A 25326-nucleotide genomic window follows, 5' to 3' on the forward strand; every position below is an offset into this window, starting at 1 on the left:
GAGCGGTCGTGCCCCGGGGACGAGAGCCCGGGTCAGGCGCTCGTCGTCGCCGGTTCCTCCGACGGGCGGGCCGCGCGGGTCAGGACCGACGGCGGGAGCAGGCGCGCCCGCAGCGTGAGCGGGCTGCCCGCCGCGATGGCGTCCCGGACCGTCCGGACCGGTCCTGTCAGCTCTGCGGGGGCGGGGTGGCGGTCGCCGAACCAGCTCGCCTCGATCGCGGTGACGACGGCCCGAACGGCGTCCTGGGCCCCGGCGTCGAGCCGGTGCTCGCGCACGAGCCGCCGGGCCGCGGCGCGCACGGTGTCGGTGGCCGGCACCGGCACCCGCCGGTCGGCCGACATGGCGACGATCTCGTCCCACGCCGCCCCGGCCGCCCCCTCGCCGCCGGCCGCGGCCGCGCTCAGCCGGGAGCGCCCGCGCAGGGCCCGGACCACGGCCGGGGCGAGCCCCACCAGCAGGAGGGCCGGCAGGACGAACAGCGGCCAGAGCGGGAGGCCGGTCTCGACGGGGACGGGGGCCGCAGCGGCGGCGTCGGGGGTCTGCGGGTCCGCGGTCGGGGCGGGTGCGGCGGTGGGGGCGGCCGGGGTCGGCGCCGCCGGGGCCCCGCCCGCGCCCGCTCCGCCGTTCGCGGCCTCGGTGCGGGCCTGCTCGACGTAGGGCGGGGTGATCGTGCGGCCGTCGGTGAGCGGGGTGGGGTCGAACACGGTCCAGCCGATGCCGGGGAACCACGCCTCCACCCACGCGTGCGCGTCGGAGGTGCCGACCGCGCGGTAGTCGCCGACCGGCGAGCCCGCGGTGAACCCGACGGCCACCCGCGCCGGGACCCCGACGGTGCGCAGCATGACGGCCATCGCGGACGCGAACTGCTCGCAGTAGCCGACGCGGCCGACCGTGAGGAACTCGACCAACGCGTCGTCGCCCGCGGGCGGGGCCGTCGCCAGGTCGTAGGTGAACGCGCTGTCGGGCCCGGTGAAGTACTCCTGCAGGGCCATCGCGCGGTCGAAGTCGGTGGCCGCCCCGGCGGTGACCTCCTGCGCGATCTCGGTGACCCGAGGGTCGACGCCGAGGATGTTCGCGTAGATCGCCGCGGGCCGCTCGCCCTGCGCCGCCCGCAGGAGGTCGGTGGTGGGGGCGGGCAGGAACGCCTGCTGCGTCCACGTGTCCTGCTCCTGCGGGCGGGCGGTGTAGGCGATGCCGCTGGGCTCGTCGTAGACGAAGAGGTCGGGCGACAGACCCCCGACGGTCAGGGGGGTGCCGTAGAGCGGGAGCCAGTAGTCGCGGAAGCCGACGTTGTCGATCGTCACGTCGGCGAGCTCGCCGGGTACCGACGGCTGTGCGAACGGACCGACGGGCGAGACGCCGGGGCCCGGCCGGGTGGCCTGCCAGCCGACCCCGGACTGGTAGTCGCTCAACGTCAGCGCGCGCAGGTACTGGGGCCGGGCCAGCCCGCGGACCTCGAACAGCGGGGTGGGCGTGCTCTGGTCGAGCTGGCCGCGCAGCGCGGTGAACGGGCTCAGCCCGATCGCGCCGCGCCCGGCCCCGTCGCCGCCACCGTCGAAGCGCCCCGCGGTACCGACGAACGCCGTGGCGGTGCCGACGAGCAGCGCGAGCACCGCCGCCCCCGCGACGAGCACCGCGCCGCCCGGGATCTGGCGGCGGTTGCCGTCGGGGGCGAGCAGGAGCAGTCCGAAGCCGAGTGCGGCGGTGGCGAGCGTCCACCACGGGAGCAGGTCGTCGGCCAGGGCCGCGGGTACGGCGAACGCGGCGAGCAGCGGCACGCCGGCCGCGGCCGGGGCCGCCGCCCCGACGGCGGCGAGGTGTACCGCCACCGTGAGCAGGCCGAGGGATGCGGTGACGAGGAACAGGATCTCCGGCGTCGACGCGACGGGGGCCGTGCCGACGTCGATCTGCCCGCCTGCCCCGGCCAGCAGCGCGCCCAGGTCGCCGAGCGCGGCGGGGCCGGGCAGCACCCGGGCCACACCGTCGTCGGTGAACTGGGCGGTGACCAGGCCGAGCAGCCCGGCCACCTGCACGAGCGCGACGGCGAGGGCCGGGATCCGCGGCGCGAACGCGGCCACCACCCCGACGACGGCGACGAGCCCGACCGCCGCGCCCGCGTACCCGAGCCACGCCGGCCCCTGGACGACGGCGGAGACGGGGCCCGCGGCGAGCAGCACCGCGACCGCGCACAGGACGGGGGCCAGCGGTCGCGGGGCCGGGCCGGGGTTCGCCGGTCGCTGTGCGGTGCGGGCGGGCCGCGGGGCGGTGAGCGTCACGACGTGCTCCCGATGCTCTGGGCGACCAGCTCGTCCCACGCGCGGTCGGGCGCGACGCCCGCGCGGGCGACCGCGACCCGCCATCCGGCGCGGCGCAGGGCGGTGGCCGCGGCGGCGACGTCGGGGCCGCGGCCGGCCGGTTCCCAGCCCGCGACGTCGAGGAGGACGGCGTGCCCGCCCGCGGGTTGGCGGGCGATCAGGGACTCCAGGTCGCCGGCGCCGAGTGCCCCGAGGACGGCGAGCACGTCGCCGGCCAGCTCGGGGCCGGCGAGGTCGGTGCGGGCCACGGGGCGCAGAGCGGCGAGCGTGTCGAGCAGCGGGTCGATGTCGCCGGAGGCGGTGCCCAGCTCGGCGCCGTCCTCCGTGACCAGGGTGATCACCTCACCGCGGCCGCCGAGGTGGGTGCAGATGCTCGCGGCGAGGCTGATCGCGACCTCCAGGCTGGAGTCGGGGCCGTGGCCGCGGTGCGCGGCGTCGCGGCGGTCGAGCAGCACGGTGGTGCCGGTGCGCCACGGGCGTTCCTCGAGCCGGACCATCAGCTCGTCGTGGCGGGCGGTGCTGCGCCAGTGCACGCGGCGCAGCTCGTCGCCCCGGCGGTACTGGCGGACCAGGACGTCGGAGCGGCCCTGGCCCTGGTGGGCGAGCGCGGCGCCGGGCGTGCCCTCGCCGGAACCGAGCGCCTGCGGCATGCCGCGCAGCCCGATGACCCGGGGGAGTGCGACGAGCAGGGACGCCGGAGCGAGCTCGCGCTCGAACTCGGCGAGACCGAGCGGGTCGGTGGAGCTGCCGGTGAGCGGGCCGATCCGGTGGACGCCGCGCTGGGCCGGGATCAGCGGGTAGGACAGCTGCGCGCCGGCGCGGGGGGACAGGCGGTGCACGGTGAACCGGGGCGGGGCCGACGGCTGCGGGCCCGAGGCGTCCGGCACGGCGTCGACCAGGCGCAGGGCGCCGACCAGCGGCCCGCCGGGCAGCGTGATCCCGACGGAGACCTCGCCACCGGCCGGGACGCGCTCGGGGGAGACCTCGCGGGACCCGCGTACCGAGCGGCGGGTGAACACCGACACCAGCAGGGCGAGCAGCGGCAGCAGTGCGACGAAGGCGCCGACGCGGAGCAGGTCGCGCTCGTCGAGGACGAACGCCGAGACCGCGGTGGCCGCACCGGCGGCGAGCAGGCAGCGCCCGCGGGTCGTCAGGCCCGCCAGCCGCACGGTCAGCCGCCGGCCCGCTGGGGGACCGGGTGGCGGCCCAGCAGCGCCCGGACCAGCTCGACCGCCGAGCGCCGCGACGCCTGCGCGTCCGGGGTGAGGAGCAGGCGGTGGGCGAGCACCGGGACGGCGACGGCCTGCACGTCGTCGGGCACGACGAAGCCGCGACCGGCCAGCGCGGCCTGGGCCTTCGCCGCGCGCACGAGCTGCAGGGTGGCGCGGGGGGAGGCGCCGAGGCGGACCTCGGGCAGCCGCCGGGTGATCCCGACGAGGTCGACGCAGTACTGCCGCACCTCCGGGCCGAGGCGGACCTGCCGCACCGCCTCGATGACCGCGTGCAGGCGCCGGGCGTCGGTGACCGGGCCGAGGTGCTCGAGCGGGTCGCTGCTGGCGTGCTCGTCGACCATCGCCAGCTCGGCCGCGACGTCCGGGTACCCGACGGACACGCGCGCGGTGAAACGGTCGCGCTGGGCCTCGGGCAGGGGGTAGGTGCCGTCCATCTCGATCGGGTTCTGCGTGGCGACGACCATGAACGGACTGGCGAGGGCGTAGGTGGCGCCGTCGACGGTGACCTGGTGCTCGGCCATGCACTCCAGCAGGGCCGACTGGGTCTTCGGCGACGCGCGGTTGATCTCGTCGGCGATCACGATGTTGGCGAACACCGGGCCGGGCCGGAACTCGAACTCCGTGGACTGCCGGTTGTAGATCGACATGCCGGTGATGTCGCCCGGGAGCAGGTCGGGGGTGAACTGCACGCGGCTCACCGAGCAGTCGATCGACCGCGCCAGCGCCTTGGCGAGCGAGGTCTTGCCGACGCCCGGCACGTCCTCGACGAGCAGGTGCCCCTCGGCGAGCAGCGTCACCAGTGCGATGCGCACGACGTCGGGCTTGCCGACGATCACGCGCTGGATGTTGGCCGCGACCCGGGCGCTCAGCTCGGCCACCTCGGCCAGTCCGACGCCGGGAACCGCGTCCCGACCGGAACGGCTGCTGGTCGTCGTCACCCGACCTCCTCGCATGGTGTCCTCGCTCCGTGGAGGCCCGGCGGGGTGCTCCGCGGCCCAGTCTGTCAAACCGCCGCGATCGGCGTACCCGGACGGGTGACGTCGGGCCCTCCACCACTTTCCCCCACCGCCGTCGCGCCCGATCCCCACCGGCCCCCCACAGTGCCCACCAGCCCGGCTCCGGAGGTCTCGTGTGGCGAAGAACTGTGACTCTCCGTAGTCGAATGGAGCATCCTGGGCGACGAAAGTCGTTGCGCGGCCGTGTGGTGCCCCACCGCCCCCCACTGGATCGTCAGCGCTCTGAGCTGCGGTTTCTGCGTGCGACCAGCGGATGAGCGGTCTTGGCACAGGTTGACGGTGGAGGGAAGTGGGGTAGTGTGGAGATCGCTGGGGCGCACTGGGGTCGTCTCGGCACCGGCCGCGGTGGAGGTGGCGCCGATGTTCCTCGGCACCTACACCCCGAAGCTGGACGACAAGGGGCGGCTCACGCTGCCCGCCAAGTTCCGGGACGAACTGCGAGGCGGTCTGATGATCACGAAGGGGCAGGACCACTGCCTCTACGTCTTCACCAGGGAGGCCTTCGGCGAGATGGCGGCGAAGGTCGCCTCGGCTCCGCTCACCAGCGAGTCGGCCCGGGTGTTCCAACGCAACCTCTTCTCCGGCACCGACGACCAGAACCCCGACTCACAGGGCCGCATCGCCATCAACGCGGAGCTGCGGCGCTACGCGGGGCTCAGCAAGGACTGCGTGGTGATCGGCGCGTTCACGCGTGCCGAGATCTGGGACGCGCAGGCCTGGCAGCAGTACCAGGAACAGCACGAGGACGAGTACGCGAAAGCGCAGGAGGAGGTCCTTCCCGGGCTCATCTGAGCCCGAGAGGAACGAACGAGGTCGGTGTCCCCACCCGGGCGCCGCGTTCCTTCCGCGACGCCTGCGGCCCTGGCGCACCTTCCCCGGTGCCAGGTCCGGCGGCGGCGTGGAGGTGGGCGCGGCGTCCGGGTGGGGGCACCGCCGACCACGCCCAGGCTGGGGAGCACGGGCGCGGTCCGCGGAACACCGACGGCGGGGCACGACGGTACGGCGGCGGCAGGGCGTGGGAGGTGAACGGTGCAGGATGATCAGGACGGGCCGGCTGGGGCCAGGCACGTCCCGGTGCTCCTGCCCCGTGTCGCCGAGCTGCTCGCGCCCGCTCTGACGCGACCCGGACCACCCCCCGTGCTCATCGACGCCACGCTGGGCCTCGGCGGCCACGCGGCGGCGTTGCTGGCGGCGCACCCGCGGCTCGTCCTCGTCGGCCTCGACCGCGACCCGGACGCGCTCGCGCTCGCCGGTCGCCGGCTCGTCGCCTACGCCGACCGCACGCACCTCGTGCACGCGGTCTACGACGGCATCGCCGACGTGCTCGCCGACCTCGGGCTGGGGCCCGTCGACGGCGTGCTGTTCGACCTCGGTGTCTCCTCGCTGCAGCTCGACGCCGACGAACGCGGGTTCTCCTACTCCCGCGACGCCGACCTCGACATGCGGATGGACCCCACCACCGGGCCCACCGCGGCCGACGTGCTCAACACCTACCCCGTCCCGCAGCTCGCCCGCGTGCTGCGGGAGTACGGCGAGGAGCGGTTCGCGCTGCGCATCGCCCAGGCGGTGGGCCGGCGCAGGGCGACGGCGCCGCTGCGGCGCAGTGCCGAGCTCGTCGAACTGCTCTACACGGCGGTGCCCGCGGCGTCGCGACGGACCGGGGGACACCCCGCGAAGCGGACGTTCCAGGCGCTGCGGATCGAGGTCAACGCCGAGCTGGAGGCACTGCGTGGGGCGCTGCCCGCCGCACTCGACGCGCTCGCGGTCGGCGGCCGCCTGGTCGTGCTGTCCTACCACTCGCTGGAGGACCGGATGGTCAAGCGTGAGCTGGCCGGGCGGTCCACCTCTCGCACGCCGGTGGACCTGCCCGTCGAGCTGCCCGACCACGGGCCCGAGCTGCGGTTGCTGACGCGCGGGTCGGAGCAGGCGGGCGACGAGGAGATCGCGGACAACCCGAGGGCCGCCTCGGTGCGTCTGCGGGCGGCGGAACGGATCGGGGGGAGCGCAGCATGAGCACGAGGGTGGGTAAGCGATGAGTGCACCGGTGACCGAGCGTTCGAAGGTGCGCACCGCGCCGCGGCCGGCGCGCGCGCCCAAGCCGGCGGTGATCCCCGCCCAGCGGGGGGCACCCGCGGCCCAGCGGGCCTACGCGAAGCGCGACGAGCGGCTGCGCCGCCTCGTCGGAGGGGTGCGCCCCGCGCGGTCCGGGCCGTCGACCCGGCGTGCGCAGTTCGTGCTGCTGGTGATGGTCCTCCTCGGTGTCGGTCTGGTGACGACGCTGTGGCTCTCGACGGCCGCGGCGGCCGACTCCTACCGGCTGCAGGCCGCCCGCGACGAGGCCGGCTCGATGACCGAGCAGGTCGAGCGGCTCCGCCGGGAGGTCGCCGTCGCGGCGTCCGCCCCCGAGCTCGCCCGCCGGGCGTCGGAGATGGGGATGGTGCCGGTGCAGGACCCGGCCCGGCTCGTCGTCGGCGAGGACGGGGCGGTCACGGTCGTCGGGGATCCGCTGGTGGCCCGCGCGCCCGCCCCGCCCGTCGTGGCGGCCCCGCCGGCGGCACCGGTCCCGGTGGACCCGAACGCACCTGTGGACCCGAACGCACCTGTGGACCCGAACGCGGCGCCGGTGGACCCGAACGCCGCCGTCGACCCGAACCCCGCCGTCGACCCGAACGCGGCCCTCGACCCCGACCTGGCGGCCGGGGTCGCCCCCGCCGTGGCCGAGCCGGCCGCCCAGCCCGCGGCCGACCAGCCCGCCTCCGACCCGGCGGTGGTCGACCCCGCGGCCGGCACCGACACCACAGGCACCGACACCACAGGCACCGACACCGCAGGCACCGACACCGCGGCCGCGGGCTGATGCCCTCCGCCCCGCCCCGGACCCGGCCCGGCGGAGCAGCCCGCACCGCACCCACCGCGCGCAAGGCGCCGCCGCGGCGCCCGCCGCCGCGCACCCGTGACCACAACGCCCGGTTCAAGGTCGGCCGGATCGTGCTCGTCGTGGCGCTGGGGCTGGCCACGCTCAAGCTCGTCACGGTGCAGACCGTGCAGGCCTCCGAGCTGACGGCGGCCGCGGAGCGCCAGCGCACCGTCGAGCTGGAGGTGCCCGCCGAGCGCGGCTCGATCCTGGACCGCGCGGGCACCCCGCTGGCGTTCAGCGTCGAGGCGCGGGCGCTGGTCGCGAACCCGCGCACGATCGCCCGCACCCTCGGTGACGGCACCGCGTCGATGGTCCAGGAGATGGCCACCGCCGTCGCCGCGTCGACGGGGCAGGACCGCCAGGAGCTCGTCGACAAGCTCAGTGCCGACCGCGGCTACGTCGTGCTCGCCGAGTACGTCGACCCCGACGTGGCCCGTGACCTGCGCGAACGCTTCCCGTTGATCGCCGAGGAGTACCGCGAGAAGCGGGAGTACCCGGGCGGTTCCCTGGCGTCGAGCATCGTCGGCTTCTCCCGCTGGGACGCCGGCGAGGAGCGGATCACCGGGCGTGAGGGCCTGGAGAACTCCCAGGACAACCTGCTGGCCGGCTCGCCGGGACTGCGGGTCGTCGGGCAGGCCGAGGAGAGCGCGGCGGAGATCCCGGGCAGCACGCAGTTCGAGCGGCCCGTCGTGCCCGGCTCGGACCTGCAGCTCACGCTCGACTCCGACCTGCAGTTCACCGTGCAGCGCGCGCTCGCCGACGAGGTGGCGCGCACCGGGGCGGGGGAGTCCTCCTCGGCCGTGGTGCTCGACGTCGCGACCGGGCAGGTGCTCGCGCTGGCCAACGGCGGCGACGCCGACCGCTCCACCGGCACCGGTGGCGGAAACCCGGCCGTGACCAGCCCGTTCGAGCCGGGATCGGTGAACAAGGTCGTCACGATGGCCGCGGCGCTGGAGTTCGGCGTCGCCACCCCGGACGAGGTTCTCTCCGTGCCCGGCACGATCGACGTGGCCGACCGGACGATCAAGGACGCCTGGGACCACGGCGTCGAGAACTACACGCTCACCGGCGTGCTCGCGAAGTCCTCCAACGTCGGCACGATCATGACCGCGCAGCGCGTCGGCGAGGACCGCTTCGCCGCGATGCTCGCCGCGTTCGGGGTCGGTGTGCGCACCGAGGTCGGCCTGCCGGGCGAGAGCGCCGGATCGGTGCCGGCGCGCGAGGCGTGGTCCGGCTCGACGTTCGGCAACCTGCCGATCGGGCAGGGCCTGTCGATGACGGTGCTGCAGATGGCCGGGATGTACCAGGCCATCGCCAACGACGGCGTGCGCATCCCGCCGCGGATCGTCGCGGGGACGATCGGGCCCGACGGCCTGCGCACCCCGACGCCCGCCCCGGAGTCGACGCGGGTCGTCTCGCCGGAGACGGCGGCGCAGGTGCGGACCATGCTCACCGCGGTCACCCAGGACGCCCGCGGCCAGCGCGGCACCGGCCCGCAGGCCGCCGTGCCGGGCTACCAGGTGGCGGGCAAGACCGGCACGGCCCAGCAGGTCGACCCGGACTGCGCCTGCTACTCGCGCTCGTCGTACTGGATCACCTTCGCGGGCATGATCCCGGCGCAGGACCCGCGCTACGTCATCGCGATCATGCTCGACGCCCCCGTCGGCGGCTCGAGTGCCGCGCCGCTGTTCCACGACATCGCCAGCTACCTCGCCCAGCGCGAGGGGCTGCCGGTGAGCGCGGAGCCGGCCCCGGTCCAGACGCTCGTCGCCCCCTGACACGGCCCGCCCCGTCCCTCCCGCCCGCGGGCGCGTATCCACCGCCGCCGCGCGCACGCTCGACGGTGCGCGTGGTGGCGGTGGGTGCGCGTGGGGCTGGGGTGGCCCGGGGGTGGACGGGGACGAATCGGGCATCGGTGGTCGGCCGGGTCGGGGCGGTGACCGGACCGGAGCCCTCCGTCACCGTTCGTGCCGTGAGGGGCCGGGGCCGGGGTCGGCCGGGCGGGGGTCGCCCGCGATCACCGGTCACCGGCCGGGAGGTGGCCCGGCACCGCGCGGCGGGCCCGCGACGACCGGTGATCCTGCTGCGCCGGACGGTCCCGGCCTGCGGTGGCGGGGCCCGGTGCGCGGGCGGGGCCCGGGGCACCCGCCGGTAGCCTCCCCCCGTGTCGTACGCGAGCCCGCCCACCGAGGTGCCGACCCGACCGCGGGCGCTCCCGCCGGTGGACCTGCGCGCGGTCGCGGCCCGCGTCGGGGTCGCACCGCCACCACCGGGGGTGCTGGTCACGGGTGTGACGCTGCGGGCCTCCGACGTCCGGCCGGGCGACCTGTTCGCCGCGCTGCCCGGCTCGCGGGCCCACGGCGCCGACTTCGCCGCCGCCGCGGTCGCCGCGGGTGCGGTCGCCGTGCTCACCGACCCCGACGGCGCCACCCGCCCGATCGGCGTCCCGGTGCTCGTCCATCCCACCCCCCGCACGGTGCTGGGCTCGGCCTCCTCGCTCGTCTACGGCGACCCGACGGCCGCGCTGACCGTCCTGGGCGTCACCGGGACCTCCGGCAAGACCACCGTCACCCACCTCGTCGAGACCGGGCTGGCCGCGGCCGGCCGCTCGACCGGGCTGATCGGCACCATCGGCACCCGCGTCGGCGCGCAGCGCCTGCCGAGCTCGTTCACCACCCCCGAGGCGCCCGACCTGCAGGCCCTGTTCGCCGTGATGGCGCAGGCCGGGGTCACCGACGTGGCCGTCGAGGTGTCCAGCCACGCCCTCGCGCTGGGCCGGGTCGGCGGCACGCGGTTCGCCGTCGGCGCGTTCACGAACCTGTCGCAGGACCACCTCGACTTCCACCGCGACATGGAGGACTACTTCGAGACCAAGGCGACGCTGTTCGACCGGTGGGCGCAGCACGGGGTCGTCTGCGTCGACGACGGGTGGGGGCAGCGCCTCGCCGCCCGCACGCCGGGCGTGGTCACGGTCAGCAGCACCGGCGCCCCGGCCGACTGGCGCGCGATCGACGCCGTCACCGGCCAGGACGGCTCGCAGACCTTCACCGTCCTCACCCCCTACGGCCGCGCGGTCCCGGCCCGGCTGCTGCTGCCCGGGGCGTTCAACGTGGCCAACGCCCTGGTCGCGCTGGCCTGCCTCGACGCCGTCGGGGTGCCGGCGGAGGTCGGCGCGGCCGGGATCGCGGGCGTCGCGGTGCCGGGGCGGATGCAGCGCGTCGACTCCGGGCAGCCGTTCCTGGCCGTCGTCGACTACGCGCACAAGCCCGCCGCCGTCGCCGCCCTGCTCGACGCCCTGCGCGACGAGGTCCACGGCCGGATCATCACGGTGCTCGGCTGCGGTGGTGACCGCGACCGCGGCAAGCGCCCGATGATGGGCGCGGCCGCGGCGGCCCGGTCGTCGCTGCTGGTCGTCACCGACGACAACCCGCGCACCGAGGACCCCGCCGAGATCCGCGCCGCGATGCTCGCCGGTGCGGTGGCCGAGCCGGGCCGCGGCGAGGTCGTGGAGATCGGCGACCGCCGCGCCGCCATCGCCGCGGCGGTGGCCGCGGCCGGGCCGGGGGACGCCGTCGTCGTCGCGGGGAAGGGGCACGAGGTCGGCCAGGAGATCCACGGCGTCAAGCACCCCTTCGACGACGCCGCGGAGCTCGCGTCGGCGCTGTCCGCGGCGGGTGTTCGCCCGTGAGGCCGATGACGTCGGCCCAGGTCGCGGCGGTCACCGGCGGGCGCCTGCACCGGGCGACGGGCGACGAGATCGTCACCGCGGTCGAGTTCGACACCCGCGCGGTCCGCGCCGGCGGGCTGTTCGTCGCGCTGCCGGGGGAGCGGGTCGACGGGCACGACTTCGCCGCCGCCGCGATCGACGCGGGTGCGGTGGCCGTGCTGGCCGGTCGCGAGGTCGACGCGCCCGCCGTGATCGCCCCCGAGGTGCCCGACCGGCGCACCGACACCTATCTCGCGAGCACCGACCCCGACGGCCACGGCGCCGCCGTCCTCGCCGCGCTGGGGCGCCTCGCCGGGCACGCCGTGGCGGAGCTGCCCGACCTCGTGGTCGTCGGCGTCACCGGCAGCTCGGGCAAGACGTCCACGAAGGACCTGCTCGCCGCCGTGCTCGCGCCGCTGGGGGAGACCGTCGCGCCGCCCGGGTCGTTCAACAACGAGCTCGGCCTTCCCTGGACCGCCCTGCGCGCCGGTGAGACCACCCGCCACCTCGTGCTGGAGTTCTCCGCGCGCGGGGCCGGGCACATCGCCGCGCTCGCCGCCGCCGTGCCGCCCCGGATCGGCGTGGTGCTCAACGTCGGCTCGGCCCACCTCGGCGAGTTCGGCTCGACCGCCGCGATCGCCGCGGCCAAGGGCGAGCTGGTGGAGGCCCTGCCCGTCGACGGGATCGCGGTGCTCAACGCCGACGACCCCGCCGTCGCCGCGATGGGCATCCGCACCGGGGCCCACGTCGTGCTCACCGGGCGGCACCCCAACGCGCACGTCCGCGCGGAGGAGGTCCACCTCGACGCCGGGCGGGCCCGCTTCACTCTCGTCGCACCCGGCGGGTCGGCCCCGGTCGCGCTGCGCCTGATCGGTGAGCACCACGTCGGCAACGCCCTCGCCGCGGCCGCCGTGGCACTGGAGGTCGGGGGCACCGTCGACGGCGTCGCCACGGCCCTCTCGCTCGCCGAGCCCACGTCGAGGTGGCGGATGGAGCTCACCGAGCGGCCCGACGGCGTCACCGTCGTCAACGACGCCTACAACGCCAACCCGGAGTCGATGCGCGCCGCGCTGTCCGCGCTCGTCTCGATCGGCACCGGCCGCCGGACCTGGGCCGTGCTCGGCCGGATCGGCGAGCTGGGCGAGGGCTCCGACGCCGCGCACGCGCAGGTCGCGGCGGACGCACTCGCACACGGCGTCGACGAGCTGGTGGCGGTGGGTGCGCCGGAGTACGGCGCCCCCCGCGACACCGCCGACGTCGACGCCGCACTGGAACTGCTGCGGGCCGAACTGCGGCCCGGGGACGTCGTGCTGGTCAAGGCCTCCCGTGCGGCGGGCCTGGAGCGGCTGGCGGCCGGCCTGCTGGAGGGAGCTCGGTGAGAGGTGTCTTCATCGCCGCGGGCGTGGCGCTCGCGGTGTCGATCCTGCTCACGCCGTACCTGATCCGCTTCTTCGCGCGGCAGGGGTTCGGCCAGGAGATCCGCGCCGAGGGGCCGTCGAGCCACCAGGCCAAGCGCGGCACGCCGACGATGGGCGGCGTCGCGATCCTCATCGCGATCTGGCTGGGCTACCTGCTCTCGCACCTGTTCACCAGCGAGCCGATCACGCTCTCCGCGCTGCTCGTGCTGTTCCTGACGACCGCGCTGGGGGCCGTCGGCTTCCTCGACGACTTCCTCAAGCTCCGCCGCAAGCGCAACCTCGGGCTGAACAAGACCTCCAAGCTCGTCGGGCAGCTGATCACCGCGGTCGTGTTCGGGGTGCTCGCGGTCCGCTTCGCCAACAGCGACGGCCTCACCCCGGCGTCGACGAGCCTGTCCTTCGTCCGCGACATCACCGTGCTGAGCTTCGGCGCGATCGGGTTCGTGCTGTTCGCCTACCTCGTCATCGCGGCCTGGTCGAACGCGGTCAACCTCACCGACGGACTCGACGGGCTCGCCGCGGGCACGTCGGCGATGGTGCTCGCCACCTACGTGATCATCGCGTTCTGGCAGTTCCGCAACGCGTGCGCGATCAACCCGGTCGCCGGCTGCTACCAGGTGCGCGACCCGCTCGACGTCGGCCTCGTCGCCGCCGCCGCGATGGGCGCCTGCATCGGGTTCCTGTGGTGGAACGCCGCCCCCGCCCGGATCTTCATGGGCGACACCGGCTCGCTCGCACTCGGCGGCCTGATCGCGGGCCTGTCGATGGTGACGCGCACGGAGCTGCTGCTCGTCGTCATCGGCGGGGTGTTCGTGGTCGAGGCGCTGTCGGTGGCGCTGCAGATCGTGGTGTTCCGCACGACCCGTCGCCGGCTGTTCCGGATGGCCCCGTTCCACCACCACTTCGAGCTGGCCGGCTGGGCCGAGACCACGGTGATCATCCGGTTCTGGCTGCTCGCGGCGATGTGCGCGGCACTGGGCCTGGGCCTGTTCTACAGCGAGTGGCTCACCGCCAGCGCGGGGGCCTGAGCATGATCAGCGTCTCGGAACGGGGGGCGGGCCGGGGCCCGCACGGGGTTCCGGAACGTCGATCATGAGGCCCGAGGAGCTGCGCGGGGCCGCTGTCGTCGTCGCCGGGGCCGGGATCTCCGGGCTCGCCGCCGCTCGCGCGCTCGTCGAGATCGGGGCCCGGGTCACCGTCACCGACTCCGTGCCCGATCGGCTCGTCGACCTGCCCGACGGGGCCGTCGCCGGGTCCGAGGACGCCCTGCCGCCGGGTACCGCACTCGTCGTCACCGGGCCGGGGCGGCGGCCGGACCACCCGATCACCCGGCTCGGCGTGCCCGTCGTCGGGGAGACCGAGCTGGCCTGGTGGCTGGGGGCCGCGCGCCCCGAGCCGCCCGCGTGGCTCGTCGTCACCGGCACCAACGGCAAGACCACGACCACCGGGATGCTCGCGGCGATGCTGCGCGCGGGCGGCCTCGACGCCGTCGCCTGCGGAAACATCGGCTACGCGTGCGTCGATGCCGTGCGCGCGGGGCACCCGGTGCTCGCCGTGGAGCTGTCGAGCTTCCAGCTGCACTGGTCGCCGTCGATCGTCCCGGCGGCGGGGGTCGTGCTCAACGTCGCCGAGGACCACCTCGACTGGCACGGCTCCATGGACGCCTACGCCGCCGCGAAGGCCCGCGCGCTGCTCGGCCCGGTCGCCGTCGCGGGCGTCGACGACGACCGCGCCGCGGCCCTCCTGGCCGCGGCCCCGGCCCCGCGGAAGGTCGGGGTGACGCTGCGCGAGCCGCGGGCGGGGGAGCTGGGCGTCGTCGACGGGATGCTGGTCGACCGGGCGTTCGGCGAGACCGTCGAGCTCACCGCGGCCGCCGACGTCGAGCCCGGCGGCCCGCCCGGCGTCACCGACGCCCTCGCCGCCGCGGCACTGGCACGCGCCCACGGCGTCGGACCCGACGCGGTGCGCGACGGGCTCACCGGGTTCCGCCCGGGACGCCACCGCGCCGAGCGGGTGGCCGAGATCGGCGGCGTCGGCTACGTCGACGACTCGAAGGCGACGAACCCGCACGCGGCGTCGGCGTCGCTGGCCGCGGTCCCCGGCCGGGTCGTGTGGATCGCGGGCGGGCTCCTCAAGGGGGCCTCGGTCGACGACCTGGTGGCCCGCCACGCCGGACGCCTGCGGGGGGTCGTGGTGATCGGCACCGACCGTTCGGAGATCCTCGCCGCGCTCGCGCGACACGCGCCCGAGGTCCCCGTGAGCGAGGTGGTCGCGGGCGACGATGGGCCCATGTCGTCCGCCGTGCGCCGTGCCGCCGCCCTCGCCCAGCCCGGCGACGTCGTCCTGCTCGCCCCCGCGGCGGCGTCGATGGACCAGTTCCGCGACTACGCTGAGCGCGGGGAGGCTTTCGCGGGCGCCGTGGCCGCCCTCGCGGAGGTCCCCGCGTGAGCACGCGCTCCCCGGCCCGGCGACCCGCGCCGCAGCCCGGCGCCGTGCGGCAGGCCGTCGGCCGGGCCGGCTCGGCGCTCGCGCAGTGGCTCTCGCGCCCGCTCACCTCGCTGCACCTCGTGCTCGGCGTCTTCGGGCTGCTCACGCTGTTCGGCCTGGTCATGGTGCTGTCGGCGTCGTCGGTGGAGTCGCTGGTCAGCGACGGGTCCTCCTACGACGTGTTCTACCGCCAGCTGCTGTTCTGTGTCCCCGGTGTCGCGATGTTCTGGCTCGGTCTGCGGATCTCCCCGCGGCGGCTGCGCGCGCTCGCCCCGGCCGCGTTGGTGATCGGCGTCGTCGCGCTGGTCGCGGTGCTGCTGTTCGGCACCGTGCGCAGCGGCTCGAAGGCGTGGATCGCGATCGGCGGCTCGTTCACGATCCAGCCGTCGGAGGCCGTCAAGGTGGCGCTGACGCTGTGGGGCGCGCACGTCCTCGCGGCCCGCCGCGCGGTCATGCACCGCTGGAAGTACGCGCTGTCCCCGGTCATGCCGGTGGCGCTGCTGCTGTGCGTGCTGCTCGTGCTGCAGCCCGACTTCGGGATGCTGATCACGCTCGGCGTGGTGGTCATCTCGCTGCTGTACTTCGGCGGGGCGCCGCTGCGCCTGATGGGCGCACTGCTCGCCGGGGCTGCGGGCGGCGCGCTGATCCTCGGGTTGGCCGCCCCGTACCGCCTCGCGCGCATCACCTCCTTCCTCGACGCCAGCGACACCCAGGCCGCCGGTTTCCAGGCCCGCCAGGCGTTGTACTCGCTCGCCGACGGCGGCCTGTTCGGCGTCGGGCTCGGGCAGGGCCGGGCCAAGTGGAGCTACCTGCCCAACGCCCACAACGACTTCATCTTCGCGATCATCGGCGAGGAGCTGGGCTTCGTCGGGGCGTTCTCGGTGCTCGCGCTGTTCGCCACGCTGGCCTACACCGGGTTCCGGATCGCCTCGCGCACCACCGACCCGTGGCTGCGGATCGTCGTCGCCACGTCCACGACCTGGCTCGTCGCCCAGGCCGCCATCAACATCGGCTACGTCGTGGGGCTGCTGCCGGTGACCGGGCTGCAGCTCCCGCTGATCTCGTCCGGAGGGACCTCGCTCGTGGTCACCATGTTCGTGTTCGGCGTCCTCGCCAACGCCGCCCGCCACGAGCCGGAGGCGGTCGCCGTGCTGCGCCGCCCGGGCCAGGGCCGGATCGCGCGGATGTTCCTGCTGTCGCCGCCGGAGCCGTACAAGGCGCCGGTGACCCGGGCCTCGGCGCGGGTCCGATGAGCGACCTGTCCGTCGTCGTCGCCGGCGGGGGGAGTGCGGGGCACATCGAGCCCGCCCTCGCCCTCGCCGACGCCGTGCGCCGCCTCGTCCCCGACTCGCGGGTCACCGCGCTGGGCACGGAGCGTGGCCTCGACTCCACGCTGATCCCGGCCCGCGGCTATCCGCTGGAGCTGATCCCGCCGGTCCCGCTGCCGCGCAAGCCGAGCGTCGACCTGCTGCGGCTGCCCGGTCGCGTCCGCGGCGCGATCACGCGGGTGCGCGAGGTGCTCACCGCCGTCGACGCCGACGTGGTGGTCGGGTTCGGCGGCTACGTCGCGCTGCCCGCCTACCTCGGCGCCCGCGGCCGCGTCCCGATCGTCGTGCACGAGGCCAACGCGCGCGCCGGCCTGGCCAACAAGGTCGGTGCCCGGTTCGCCGCGCGGGTCGTCGCCGCCGTCCCCGGGTCGGGCCTGCCGGGGGCGGAGGTGCTCGGCATCCCGCTGCGCCGCGCCGTCACCACGCTGGACCGTCCGGCCCTGCGCGCGGAGGCCCGCCAGAAGTACGGCCTGCCCGCCGACGGCCCGGTCCTGCTCGTCTTCGGCGGCTCGCAGGGCGCGCGCACGCTGAACTCCGCGGTCGCCGCCGCCCTGCCCGGCCTGCTCGACGCCGGGGTCGCCGTGCTGCACGCCCACGGCCGCGGCGGCACCGCGGCGCCGGCCGCCGACGGGTACGTGCCCCCCTCCTACGTGGCACTGCCCTACATCGACGACATGCACCTGGCCTACGCCGCCGCCGACGCCGTACTCGGGCGCGCGGGGGCGATGACCGTGGCCGAGGTGTCGGCGGTCGGCCTGCCCGCCGTCTACGTCCCGCTGCCGCACGGCAACGGGGAGCAGGCGCTCAACGCCGGACCGGTCGTCGCGGCCGGGGGCGGGATCCTCGTCCCCGACGGGGAGCTGACCGGCGAGCGCGTGCTGACCGAGCTGCTCCCGCTGCTCACCGACCCCGCCCGGCTGGCCGCGATGGGCGTCGCCGCGCGCGCGTCCGGGCACGCCGACGCCGACGAGCGGCTGGCCCGCGTGGTGCTGGAGGTGGCGCGCGCATGACCGAGCCCGCGAGGCCATCGTCCGGCACAGCGCCCTGGGTCGTGCTTCCGGCGGGCGTCGGCGAGGAGGTGGCATGACCCCCACCGGCCCTGTCACGCTGCACGACCGCGTCCACCTCATCGGCATCGGCGGTGCCGGGATGAGCGGCATCGCCCGCATCCTGCTGGCCCGCGGAGTCACCGTCTCCGGGTCCGACGCGAAAGACTCGCGCACCGTGCTCGCGCTGCGGGCACTCGGGGCGCGCATCGAGATCGGCCACGACCCCGCGCACCTTCCGGAGGCCCCGGCCACCGTCGTCGTGTCCTCGGCGATCCGGGAGACCAACCCCGAGCTGGCCGCCGCCCGCTCCCGCGGCCTGGACGTCGCCCACCGCGCCCAGGCCCTCGCCGCCCTCACCACGGGCCGCAGGCTGGTCTGTGTCACCGGCACGGCGGGCAAGACGTCCACCACCTCGATGCTCACGGTCGCGCTGCAGCACGCCGGGCTCGACCCGTCGTTCGCCATCGGCGGTGACCTGGCGTCGTCCGGGTCCGGGGCGCACGAGGGCCACGGGGACGTGTTCGTGGCCGAGGCGGACGAGAGCGACGCGTCGTTCCTCGCGTTCGGCCCGCAGGTCGCGATCGTCACCAACGTCGAGGCCGACCACCTCGACCACTACGGCACGCCCGAGGCGTACATCGCGGCGTTCGGCGAGTTCCTGGGCCGGATCACCCCCGGTGGCGCGCTCGTGGCCTGCGCCGACGACCCGGGCTCCGCCGACCTGGCCGCGCTCGCGGAGTCCCGCGGGATCCGGGTGCTGCGCTACGGGCGCCACGCCGACGCCGACGCCCGGCTCGTCGACTTCCGCCCCGACGGGCCCGGTGCCCGTATGGTCCTGCGCCACGCCGGCACGGAGCACCGGCTGCGGCTGGCGGTACCGGGGGAGCACATGGCCCTCAACGCGCTCGCCGCCCTGCTGGCCGGCGTCGAGCTCGGTGCCCCGCCGGAGGAGCTGCTCGCGGGACTCGCCGCGTTCGACGGCGTGCGGCGCCGCTTCGAGTTCAAGGGCCGCGCCGACGGGGTCGCGGTCTACGACGACTACGCCCACCATCCGAGCAAGGTCGCCGCGCAGCTGCGTGCGGCCCGCGACGTCGTGGCCGGGGCCGGTCGGGTCGTCGTCGCCTTCCAGCCGCACCTGTACTCCCGTACCCGCGAGTTCGCCGCCGACTTCGGCCGCGCGCTGGCCCTGGCCGACGAGGTCGTGGTGCTCGACGTGTTCGGCGCCCGCGAGGACCCCGAGCCCGGCGTCACCGGTGCTCTCGTCGCCGACGCCGTGCCGCTGCCCGCCGGGCAGGTGCGGTTCGTGCCGGGCTGGTCGGACGTGCCGAGGGTCGTCGCGGGCATCGCGCGGCCCGGCGACCTGGTCATCACGATGGGCGCGGGTGACGTCACGGTCCTCGGTCCGGAGGTCCTGCTCGAGCTCGAGCGCCGTCGATGACCCCGCCCGCGCACCAATCCGCCGTCCGCGCACGCCCGGACGAGCGCGAACGGCCGGGAGATACGCGTGGCCCGGGTTCCGAGGCTGCGGGGCTCGAGGCTGCGGGGCTCGCGGTTGCGGGGCTCGGGGGCGCGGGGTGAGCCCGCGGCGGGAGACGGTCGGCGAGGCGGTGGCCCGTCGCGCGGCGGAGGAGCAGGCGGAGGAGCAGGCGGCGGAGCAGGCGGGGGAGCGGGCGGGGGACCAGACGGCGGCACGCCCGTCCCGGGCGAGGACCGCGGGGGCCGGGTCGGCCCGGTCCGGCACGGCCCGGTCCGGCGGCGACCGGTCGTCCGGCGATCGGACCGGTGGCGATCGGACCGGTGGCGATCGGACCGGTGGCGATCGGACCGGTGGCCGGACGGGCGCCGATCGGGCTCGCACCGACCGGGGGTCGGGGGAGCGCGCGTCGGACGAGCGGGCGGGGGGTCGCACCACGGCCCGTCGGACCGCCGGGGAACCCGCGGGTCGCGACGGCAGGGGCGGGCGCCGCACCGGCGGGTCCACCCGCTCCGACGGCCGGACCACCGCACGGACCCGCACCCCGGACCCCGACGACACCGACCGCGACACCGACCGCGACACCGACCGCGACACCGACCGGGGCGACGACCGCCCCCGGTCCCGCCCCGCCGCCTCCCGGCCCGAGCCCTCCCCGCTGCACCGCCGCCGCAGGCGGGTCGCGGCGCTCGTCGGCGTGCTGGTCCTCCTCGGCGTCCTCGCCGTCGGCGTCCGCGTGCTCGTCTACGACCTGGGCCTGTTCGACGTCGAGGGAGTCGAGGTCACCGGCACCGTCGACGTGCCGCAGGCCGACGTGCTCGCCGCGGCCGCGGTGCTGCCCGGCGGCCCCCTCGCGGGCGTCGACACCGCGGGGATCGCCCAGCGGGTGGCGCAGCTGCCGGGCATCGGCTCGGTGGAGGTGGGCCGGGGCTGGCCGCACACCGTGACGGTCGCCATCGTCGAGCGCACCGCGGTCGCCGTGGCGCAGACGCCGCGGGGCCCGATGCCCGTCGACGCCACCGGGGTCGTCTACCCCGCACCGGTCCAGCCGGGGCTGCCGCAGCTCACCTTCGGCGCCGTCGGTCCGGACGACCCGTCCACCCGTGCGGCCCTGGACGTCCTCACCGCCCTGCCGGAGGCCCTCCGAGGGCGGGTCGCGACCGTCGACGTGGCCATCGGTGGGGGCACCCCGCAGGTGACGCTGGGGCTCTCGGAGGACCGCCAGGTGCGCTGGGGACCGGCCGAGGAGTCCGACCGCAAGGCCGCCGTGCTGACGGCCCTGCTGACCCAGCCGGGCCGCGTCTACGACGTGACGAGCCCGGCATTACCCACCGTGCGTTCCTGATGACGCACAGGTAGACCCGGTCGGGGGGTTGCTGCCGCGCGGCGCGCCTGCTGGACCGGCGCGGAATCGCGACCTAGCGTTCGACCCGTCGGAACGGAAACTTCCCCCGGCCCCACTTTGTAGGAAGGGACCGCGCATGACGCCCCCGCACAACTACCTGGCCGTGATCAAGGTCGTCGGCATCGGTGGCGGCGGGGTCAACGCCGTCAACCGCATGATCGAGGTCGGCCTCAAGGGCGTCGAGTTCATCGCGGTGAACACCGACGCGCAGGCCCTGCTCATGTCCGACGCCGACGTCAAGCTCGACATCGGGCGCGAGCTCACCCGCGGTCTCGGTGCGGGCGCCAACCCCGAGGTCGGCCGCAAGGCCGCCGAGGACCACCGCGAGGAGATCGAGGAGGTCCTCAAGGGGGCCGACATGGTCTTCGTCACCGCGGGGGAGGGCGGCGGCACCGGCACCGGCGGCGCGCCCGTCGTCGCGTCGATCGCGCGCAAGCTCGGCGCGCTCACCATCGGCGTCGTCACCCGCCCGTTCACCTTCGAGGGCCGCCGTCGCGCGGGCCAGGCGGAGGAGGGGATCGGCGGGATGCGCCAGGAGTGCGACACGCTCATCGTCATCCCCAACGACCGTCTGTTGCAGCTCGGCGACGTGGGCGTCTCGCTCATGGACGCCTTCCGCTCCGCCGACGAGGTGCTGCTCTCCGGTGTCCAGGGCATCACGAACCTGATCACGACCCCCGGCCTGATCAACCTCGACTTCGCCGACGTCAAGTCGGTCATGTCCGGTGCGGGCAGCGCGCTGATGGGCATCGGGTCCTCCCGCGGGGAGGGCCGCGCGGTGCAGGCGGCGGGCAAGGCGATCAACTCGCCGCTGCTCGAGGCGTCGATGGACGGCGCCCAGGGCGTGCTGCTGTCGATCGCGGGTGGCTCCGACCTCGGCCTGTTCGAGATCAACGAGGCCGCCTCGCTGGTGCAGGAGGCAGCACACCCCGAGGCGAACATCATCTTCGGCACGGTGATCGACGACTCCCTCGGTGACGAGGTCCGGGTCACGGTCATCGCCGCGGGCTTCGAGGCGGGCGGTCCGACGCACAAGAAGCTCGACCCGGCCGCGTACGGGACCGGCAGCGGCAAGAGCGTCATCGCGCCGGGCGTCAGCGGCTCCACGGCCCCGGCCACGCCCGCCGCCCCGGCCGCGGCGGCCAACGGCAGCACCCCGCCGCCGCCCTACCAGGGCGCCTCCAACGGCAACGGCTACGCGGGCTCCAACCAGTCCGGGACGCTCCCGCCGGCCGCCGCGCCGTCGGGGTTCCCGGAGCCACGGCGCCCGGAGTCGGCCCGGCCGGTCACCGAGCCCGCTCCCGAGCCGCCGGCGTACACCCCGCCCGCGGCGCACACCCCGCCGGCCCCGCCGGTCGTCGAGCGCCCGGCGTCGTCCTACGGGCAGCAGGCCCCGGTCGACGACCTCGACGACGACGTGGACGTGCCGCCGTTCATGAAGCGCTGACGGTGTCGGCGACGACACCTCCGGCACACACCTCCGCGGGCTCGCGCACAGGTACGGACCTGTGTGCGGGCCCCGCGGTCTGTGTGCGGCCCGCCACCCGGGAGTCCAGGTGACCCCGCGCGTGCGGCGGGTCGTCACCACGCGCGCCGGCGGACGGTCGACCGGCCGCTTCGCCCGGTTCAACCTGTCCACCGGCGTCGACGACGACCCGGCCGCCGTCGCGGCGAACCGGGCGCGGGTCGCCCGCGAGCTCGGGGTCCCGGTCGTCTATCTGCAGCAGGTGCACGGCACCCGCGTCGAGACCGTCGACGCCGTACCGGCCGCCGGTGCGCCGGACGTCCCGGACACCGACGCCGTGGTCACCGCGGTGCCCGGCGTCGGGATCGCGGTGCTGGCGGCCGACTGCGTGCCCGTCCTGCTCGCCGACCCCCGCGCCGGGATCGTCGGCGCGGCCCACGCCGGGCGCGTCGGGGCCGCGGCGGGGGTGCTGCCGGCCGTCGTCGAGGCGATGGTGGCGCTCGGTGCGCGCGTCGGGGACGTCGAGGTGCTGCTCGGGCCCGCCGTCTGCGGAGGCTGCTACGAGGTGCCCGCCGCGATGGCCGCCGAGGTCGACGCCGCGCTGCCCGGCAGCGCCGTCCGGACCCGCACGGGCACGGCCGGGCTGGACCTTCGTGCCGGCCTTCACCACCAGCTCACCGCGCTCGGCGTCGCCCGCATCGGCGGGGACCCGCGCTGCACGATGGAGACCCGCGACCTGTTCAGCCACCGCCGCGACGCCCCCACCGGGCGGCAGGCGGCCATCACGTGGCTGGACCCCCTGCCTTCGGTGAGGTCCTGATGAGCGACGAGCGCCGCGCGGAGCTGACGGAGCGTCTCGCCGCCGTCCGTGCCCGGATCGCCGACGCCTGTGCGGCGGCGGGCCGCTCGCCCGACGACGTCGCGCTGCTCGCCGTGACCAAGACGGTGCCCGCGTCCGACGTCACGATCCTCATGGACCTCGGGCTCACCGCGTTCGGCGAGAACCGGGTGCAGGAGGCGGGGGCCAAGGTCGACGAGGTCGCGGCGACGCACCCCGGGGCCCGGTGGCACCTCGTCGGCGGATTGCAGCGGAACAAGGCACGTGCCGCGGTGCGCTGGGCGGACCGGGTGGAGTCGCTGGACTCCGTGCGGCTCGCCGACGCCCTCGACGCCGCCGTCCGGCGCGCGCAGGAGGCCGGTGACCGTTCCGACGCGTTGCCCGTACTGCTCCAGTTCAGCGTCGACGGGGACCCGGAACGGGGTGGAGTGGCCCCTGACGGGCTCCTGCCGCTCGCCGAACACGTCGCCGGGTGCGCCGGGCTGCGACTCGACGGTCTCATGGCGGTCGCCCCGCTCGGCATGGACACGGAGCGTGCCTTTTCGTCCGTCGCCGCGGCGGCCGGCCGGCTCAGATCGGCGTTTCCGCAGGCCAGGACGTTGTCGGCGGGCATGAGCGGTGACCTCGATGTCGCCATAAGTCACGGTTCGGACGTGGTGCGTGTCGGAACGGCCCTTGTGGGGGACAGACGGATAACCTCGCGGTGATCGCTGGAGGTCGGGACGGACCTCCGGTGTGTCGGGGGCAGTGGCAACGATTGGAGCGCCGATGAGCGCGATGTACCGGCTCAAGGCCTACTTCGGGATGGTTCCGGCGGAGGAACTCGCCGACTACGCCGACGAGCCCACGGAGCGCTACGCCGCCCCCCGTCGGGGCCGGGACTACGCCGAGGACCGGTGGGACGACCGCTTCTCCTACGCCGACGACGACGAGCCCGCCGCCCGGCCTGAGCCGGTCCGTGCCGAGCGCGAGTGGGACCGTCGTCCCGTCCGTGCGGTGACGCCCGACCGGGACGCCCGCAGCGGCCTCTCCGGCCTCGGAGCGGGGGCCACACGCGGCGCGCTGGCCATCGATCCCGACTCGGTGCTGCGGGAGCCCGTGCGGCTGCCCGTGCCGCCGTCTCCGCAGGTCGTGCCGGAGCAGCGGGATCGCGGAGCGGCCGCGCTGAACCGCATCACGACGCTCCAGCCGCGCAGCTACAAGGAAGCGCGGACGATCGGCGAGCACTACCGCGACGGCCAGCCGGTGATCATCAACCTCACCGAGCTGGACGCCGCGGACGCCAAGCGGCTCGTCGACTTCGCCGCCGGCCTGGCGTTCGCGCTGCGCGGCTCGATCGACAAGGTCACGAACCGGGTCTTCCTTCTCACACCCGCCGACGTCGAGGTCTCGGCCGACGACGCCCGGAAGCTCGCAGAACGCGGGATCTTCCGTCAGGATTGAGCTGTGCCCCTCGTGATCCAGTTCATCCTCTACTACCTGCTGTTCTTCTTCTGGCTGCTGCTCATCGGCCGCATCGTGGCCGAGCTCGTGCGCAGCTTCGCGCGTCAGTGGGTACCGGCCGGGCCCAGTGCCGTCGCCCTGGAGATGATCTTCACCGCGACCGATCCCCCCGTGAAGTTGTTGCGGAGAGTGATCCCGGTCGTCCGGATAGGCGGCGTAGGACTGGACCTGTCGATTATGGTTCTCCTGCTGGGCGTGTTCATACTTATGAGCGTTGCCCAGCCGTAGCCGGAGTGAGCCCCAGTCACCCGGTTTCGCCGCCGAGGACTGCATGAGGTGATCCGATGCCGCTGACACCCGCCGACGTTCACAACGTCGCGTTCAGCAAACCCCCTATCGGGAAGAGGGGGTACAACGAGGACGAGGTCGACGCGTTCCTCGACCTTGTCGAGGCCGAGTTGGCCCGACTGATCGAGGAGAACGAGGACCTGCGCGAACAGGTCTCGGAGCTCGAGCAGCGACTCGGGAACGCACAGGCCGACCTGGAGGAGGCGCGGTCGCGCCCGCCTGCCGCTGTCTCTGCGCCGGTGTCCCCACCGACGCAGCAGATCCAGCGCCAGGTGGAGCCGCCGCCGATGCGCCCGCCCATGGAGCCCCAGCGCTCCATGTCGGCGCCGCCTCCGCAGATGGCCGAACCCGGCGACCAGGGTGGTGACCACCACGTACAGGTCGCCAAGGTGCTGTCGATGGCCCAGGAGATGGCCGAGCGGCTCACCGCCGAGGCCAAGTCCGAGGCCGACTCCATGCTCAGCGACGCCCGGACCAAGTCCGAGCAGCTGCTGTCGGAGGCCCGGACCAAGTCCGACGGCCTCGTCAACGACGCCCGTTCGCGGGCGGAGACGATGCTGAACGACGCCCGGACCAGGGCGGAGACCCTGGAGCGCCAGTCGCGCGACAAGGCCGCCACGCTGGTCGGTGACGCCGAACGCAAGCAGAACGAGATCATCGGCAGCATCACCCGCGAGAAGACGGTGCTCGAGAAGAAGATCGACGAGCTCCGCACCTTCGAGCGCGAGTACCGCACCCGCCTGAAGACCTACCTGGAGTCCCAGCTCAGGGACCTGGAGGGTCGTGGCTCCGCTGCGCCGACCGACGGTCGGAACACGCGGGACGGTGGCTACGCGGCCACCGGGTACGGTCAGCGCGCCGACGCGGGTAGCTGACCAGACGCAC

The 25326-nt window shown here is 75.5% G+C and carries 21 protein-coding genes; 18 read left to right on the forward strand and 3 right to left on the reverse strand.

The genetic code is table 11. From position 1 onward, the window contains the following. Positions 1–32: 32 nt before the first annotated feature. The 3 genes from I4I81_RS03945 to I4I81_RS03955 are packed head-to-tail and all read right to left on the reverse strand — an operon-like array spanning position 33 to position 4500. The gene (locus I4I81_RS03945; RefSeq protein WP_218615813.1) at positions 33–2276 is read right to left on the reverse strand and encodes a transglutaminase TgpA family protein; all 2244 of its coding nucleotides are present in this window, start codon (positions 2274–2276) and stop codon (positions 33–35) included. Continuing rightward, positions 2273–3484 (reverse strand): DUF58 domain-containing protein, encoded by a 1212-nt coding sequence (locus tag I4I81_RS03950; RefSeq protein WP_218605942.1) that lies wholly within the window; start codon positions 3482–3484, stop codon positions 2273–2275. Before I4I81_RS03950 ends, I4I81_RS03945 begins: the two co-directional genes overlap by 4 nt. A gap of 2 nt (positions 3485–3486) precedes the next feature. Continuing rightward, a complete protein-coding gene (locus I4I81_RS03955; RefSeq protein ID WP_218605943.1) occupies positions 3487–4500 on the reverse strand; it encodes an AAA family ATPase in 1014 nt (337 codons plus the stop codon). 423 nt (positions 4501–4923) lie between these two features. On the opposite strand from I4I81_RS03955, the gene mraZ reads away from it, so the two are divergent. The 18 genes from mraZ (at position 4924) to wag31 (ending at position 25316) form a co-directional block, all read left to right on the forward strand. Further along, entirely contained in the window at positions 4924–5355 is a 432-nt protein-coding gene (gene mraZ, locus I4I81_RS03960) for a division/cell wall cluster transcriptional repressor MraZ (protein WP_185718556.1), read from the forward strand. 237 nt (positions 5356–5592) lie between these two features. Then, positions 5593–6576: a 16S rRNA (cytosine(1402)-N(4))-methyltransferase RsmH gene (gene rsmH / locus I4I81_RS03965; RefSeq protein ID WP_218606283.1), complete on the forward strand. Its 984-nt coding sequence runs from the start codon at positions 5593–5595 to the stop codon at positions 6574–6576. Positions 6577–6595: 19 nt separating this feature from the next. After that, positions 6596–7420, forward strand: coding sequence for a cell division protein FtsL (ftsL, locus tag I4I81_RS03970; RefSeq protein WP_218615814.1), 825 nt, complete (start codon positions 6596–6598; stop codon positions 7418–7420). Beyond that, positions 7420–9258, forward strand: coding sequence for a peptidoglycan D,D-transpeptidase FtsI family protein (locus I4I81_RS03975; protein WP_218615815.1), 1839 nt, complete (start codon positions 7420–7422; stop codon positions 9256–9258). The genes ftsL and I4I81_RS03975 overlap by 1 nt, the downstream gene beginning before the upstream one ends. Before the next feature lie 386 nt (positions 9259–9644). Then, entirely contained in the window at positions 9645–11168 is a 1524-nt protein-coding gene (locus I4I81_RS03980; RefSeq protein ID WP_218605898.1) for a UDP-N-acetylmuramoyl-L-alanyl-D-glutamate--2,6-diaminopimelate ligase, read from the forward strand. After that, on the forward strand, positions 11165–12565 hold the full coding sequence (locus I4I81_RS03985; protein ID WP_218605896.1) for a UDP-N-acetylmuramoyl-tripeptide--D-alanyl-D-alanine ligase: 1401 nt from the start codon (positions 11165–11167) through the stop codon (positions 12563–12565). Before I4I81_RS03980 ends, I4I81_RS03985 begins: the two co-directional genes overlap by 4 nt. After that, complete coding sequence (gene mraY, locus I4I81_RS03990) at positions 12562–13632, forward strand: phospho-N-acetylmuramoyl-pentapeptide-transferase (protein ID WP_185718551.1); 1071 nt, start codon at positions 12562–12564, stop codon at positions 13630–13632. Before I4I81_RS03985 ends, mraY begins: the two co-directional genes overlap by 4 nt. Positions 13633–13696: 64 nt before the next feature. Further along, positions 13697–15052, forward strand: a complete 1356-nt coding sequence (gene murD, locus I4I81_RS03995; protein WP_218615816.1) for a UDP-N-acetylmuramoyl-L-alanine--D-glutamate ligase — start codon at positions 13697–13699, stop codon at positions 15050–15052. Continuing rightward, positions 15049–16344 carry a putative lipid II flippase FtsW gene (ftsW, locus tag I4I81_RS04000; protein WP_218605533.1) on the forward strand — a complete coding sequence of 432 codons (1296 nt, stop codon included), beginning with the start codon at positions 15049–15051 and terminating at the stop codon, positions 16342–16344. Before murD ends, ftsW begins: the two co-directional genes overlap by 4 nt. Beyond that, positions 16341–17429, forward strand: a complete 1089-nt coding sequence (murG, locus tag I4I81_RS04005; RefSeq protein ID WP_218605532.1) for an undecaprenyldiphospho-muramoylpentapeptide beta-N-acetylglucosaminyltransferase — start codon at positions 16341–16343, stop codon at positions 17427–17429. The genes ftsW and murG overlap by 4 nt, the downstream gene beginning before the upstream one ends. Before the next feature lie 73 nt (positions 17430–17502). Further along, a complete protein-coding gene (gene murC, locus I4I81_RS04010; RefSeq protein WP_218605531.1) occupies positions 17503–18906 on the forward strand; it encodes a UDP-N-acetylmuramate--L-alanine ligase in 1404 nt (467 codons plus the stop codon). A gap of 136 nt (positions 18907–19042) precedes the next feature. Continuing rightward, the gene (locus I4I81_RS04015) at positions 19043–20287 is read left to right on the forward strand and encodes a cell division protein FtsQ/DivIB (protein WP_218615817.1); all 1245 of its coding nucleotides are present in this window, start codon (positions 19043–19045) and stop codon (positions 20285–20287) included. Positions 20288–20423: 136 nt separating this feature from the next. Further along, a complete protein-coding gene (gene ftsZ, locus I4I81_RS04020) occupies positions 20424–21794 on the forward strand; it encodes a cell division protein FtsZ (RefSeq protein ID WP_218615818.1) in 1371 nt (456 codons plus the stop codon). A 109-nt stretch (positions 21795–21903) separates the two neighbouring features. Continuing rightward, positions 21904–22632 (forward strand): peptidoglycan editing factor PgeF, encoded by a 729-nt coding sequence (gene pgeF, locus I4I81_RS04025; protein WP_218604662.1) that lies wholly within the window; start codon positions 21904–21906, stop codon positions 22630–22632. Next, positions 22632–23357 (forward strand): YggS family pyridoxal phosphate-dependent enzyme, encoded by a 726-nt coding sequence (locus I4I81_RS04030; protein WP_218604663.1) that lies wholly within the window; start codon positions 22632–22634, stop codon positions 23355–23357. The genes pgeF and I4I81_RS04030 overlap by 1 nt, the downstream gene beginning before the upstream one ends. Positions 23358–23418: 61 nt before the next feature. Further along, positions 23419–24093, forward strand: a complete 675-nt coding sequence (locus I4I81_RS04035) for a cell division protein SepF (RefSeq protein WP_218604664.1) — start codon at positions 23419–23421, stop codon at positions 24091–24093. 3 nt (positions 24094–24096) lie between these two features. Further along, complete coding sequence (locus I4I81_RS04040) at positions 24097–24381, forward strand: YggT family protein (protein WP_218604665.1); 285 nt, start codon at positions 24097–24099, stop codon at positions 24379–24381. 56 nt (positions 24382–24437) lie between these two features. After that, the gene (gene wag31 / locus I4I81_RS04045) at positions 24438–25316 is read left to right on the forward strand and encodes a DivIVA-like cell division protein Wag31 (RefSeq protein WP_218604667.1); all 879 of its coding nucleotides are present in this window, start codon (positions 24438–24440) and stop codon (positions 25314–25316) included. Positions 25317–25326: the final 10 nt, after the last annotated feature.

This window comes from Pseudonocardia abyssalis (assembly GCF_019263705.2).
Lineage (GTDB): Bacteria > Actinomycetota > Actinomycetes > Mycobacteriales > Pseudonocardiaceae > Pseudonocardia > Pseudonocardia abyssalis.

Bases quoted from the DNA above. Each gene is read 5' to 3' on its own strand.
- I4I81_RS03955 (WP_218605943.1), bottom strand. From the start codon at position 4,500: ATGCGAGGAGGTCGGGTGACGACGACCAGCAGCCGTTCCGGTCGGGAC.
- mraZ (WP_185718556.1), top strand. From the start codon at position 4,924: ATGTTCCTCGGCACCTACACCCCGAAGCTGGACGACAAGGGGCGGCTC.
- ftsL (WP_218615814.1), top strand. From the start codon at position 6,596: ATGAGTGCACCGGTGACCGAGCGTTCGAAGGTGCGCACCGCGCCGCGG.
- I4I81_RS03975 (WP_218615815.1), top strand. From the start codon at position 7,420: ATGCCCTCCGCCCCGCCCCGGACCCGGCCCGGCGGAGCAGCCCGCACC.
- murD (WP_218615816.1), top strand. From the start codon at position 13,697: ATGAGGCCCGAGGAGCTGCGCGGGGCCGCTGTCGTCGTCGCCGGGGCC.
- murG (WP_218605532.1), top strand. From the start codon at position 16,341: ATGAGCGACCTGTCCGTCGTCGTCGCCGGCGGGGGGAGTGCGGGGCAC.
- murC (WP_218605531.1), top strand. From the start codon at position 17,503: ATGACCCCCACCGGCCCTGTCACGCTGCACGACCGCGTCCACCTCATC.
- ftsZ (WP_218615818.1), top strand. From the start codon at position 20,424: ATGACGCCCCCGCACAACTACCTGGCCGTGATCAAGGTCGTCGGCATC.
- I4I81_RS04030 (WP_218604663.1), top strand. From the start codon at position 22,632: ATGAGCGACGAGCGCCGCGCGGAGCTGACGGAGCGTCTCGCCGCCGTC.
- I4I81_RS04035 (WP_218604664.1), top strand. From the start codon at position 23,419: ATGAGCGCGATGTACCGGCTCAAGGCCTACTTCGGGATGGTTCCGGCG.
- wag31 (WP_218604667.1), top strand. From the start codon at position 24,438: ATGCCGCTGACACCCGCCGACGTTCACAACGTCGCGTTCAGCAAACCC.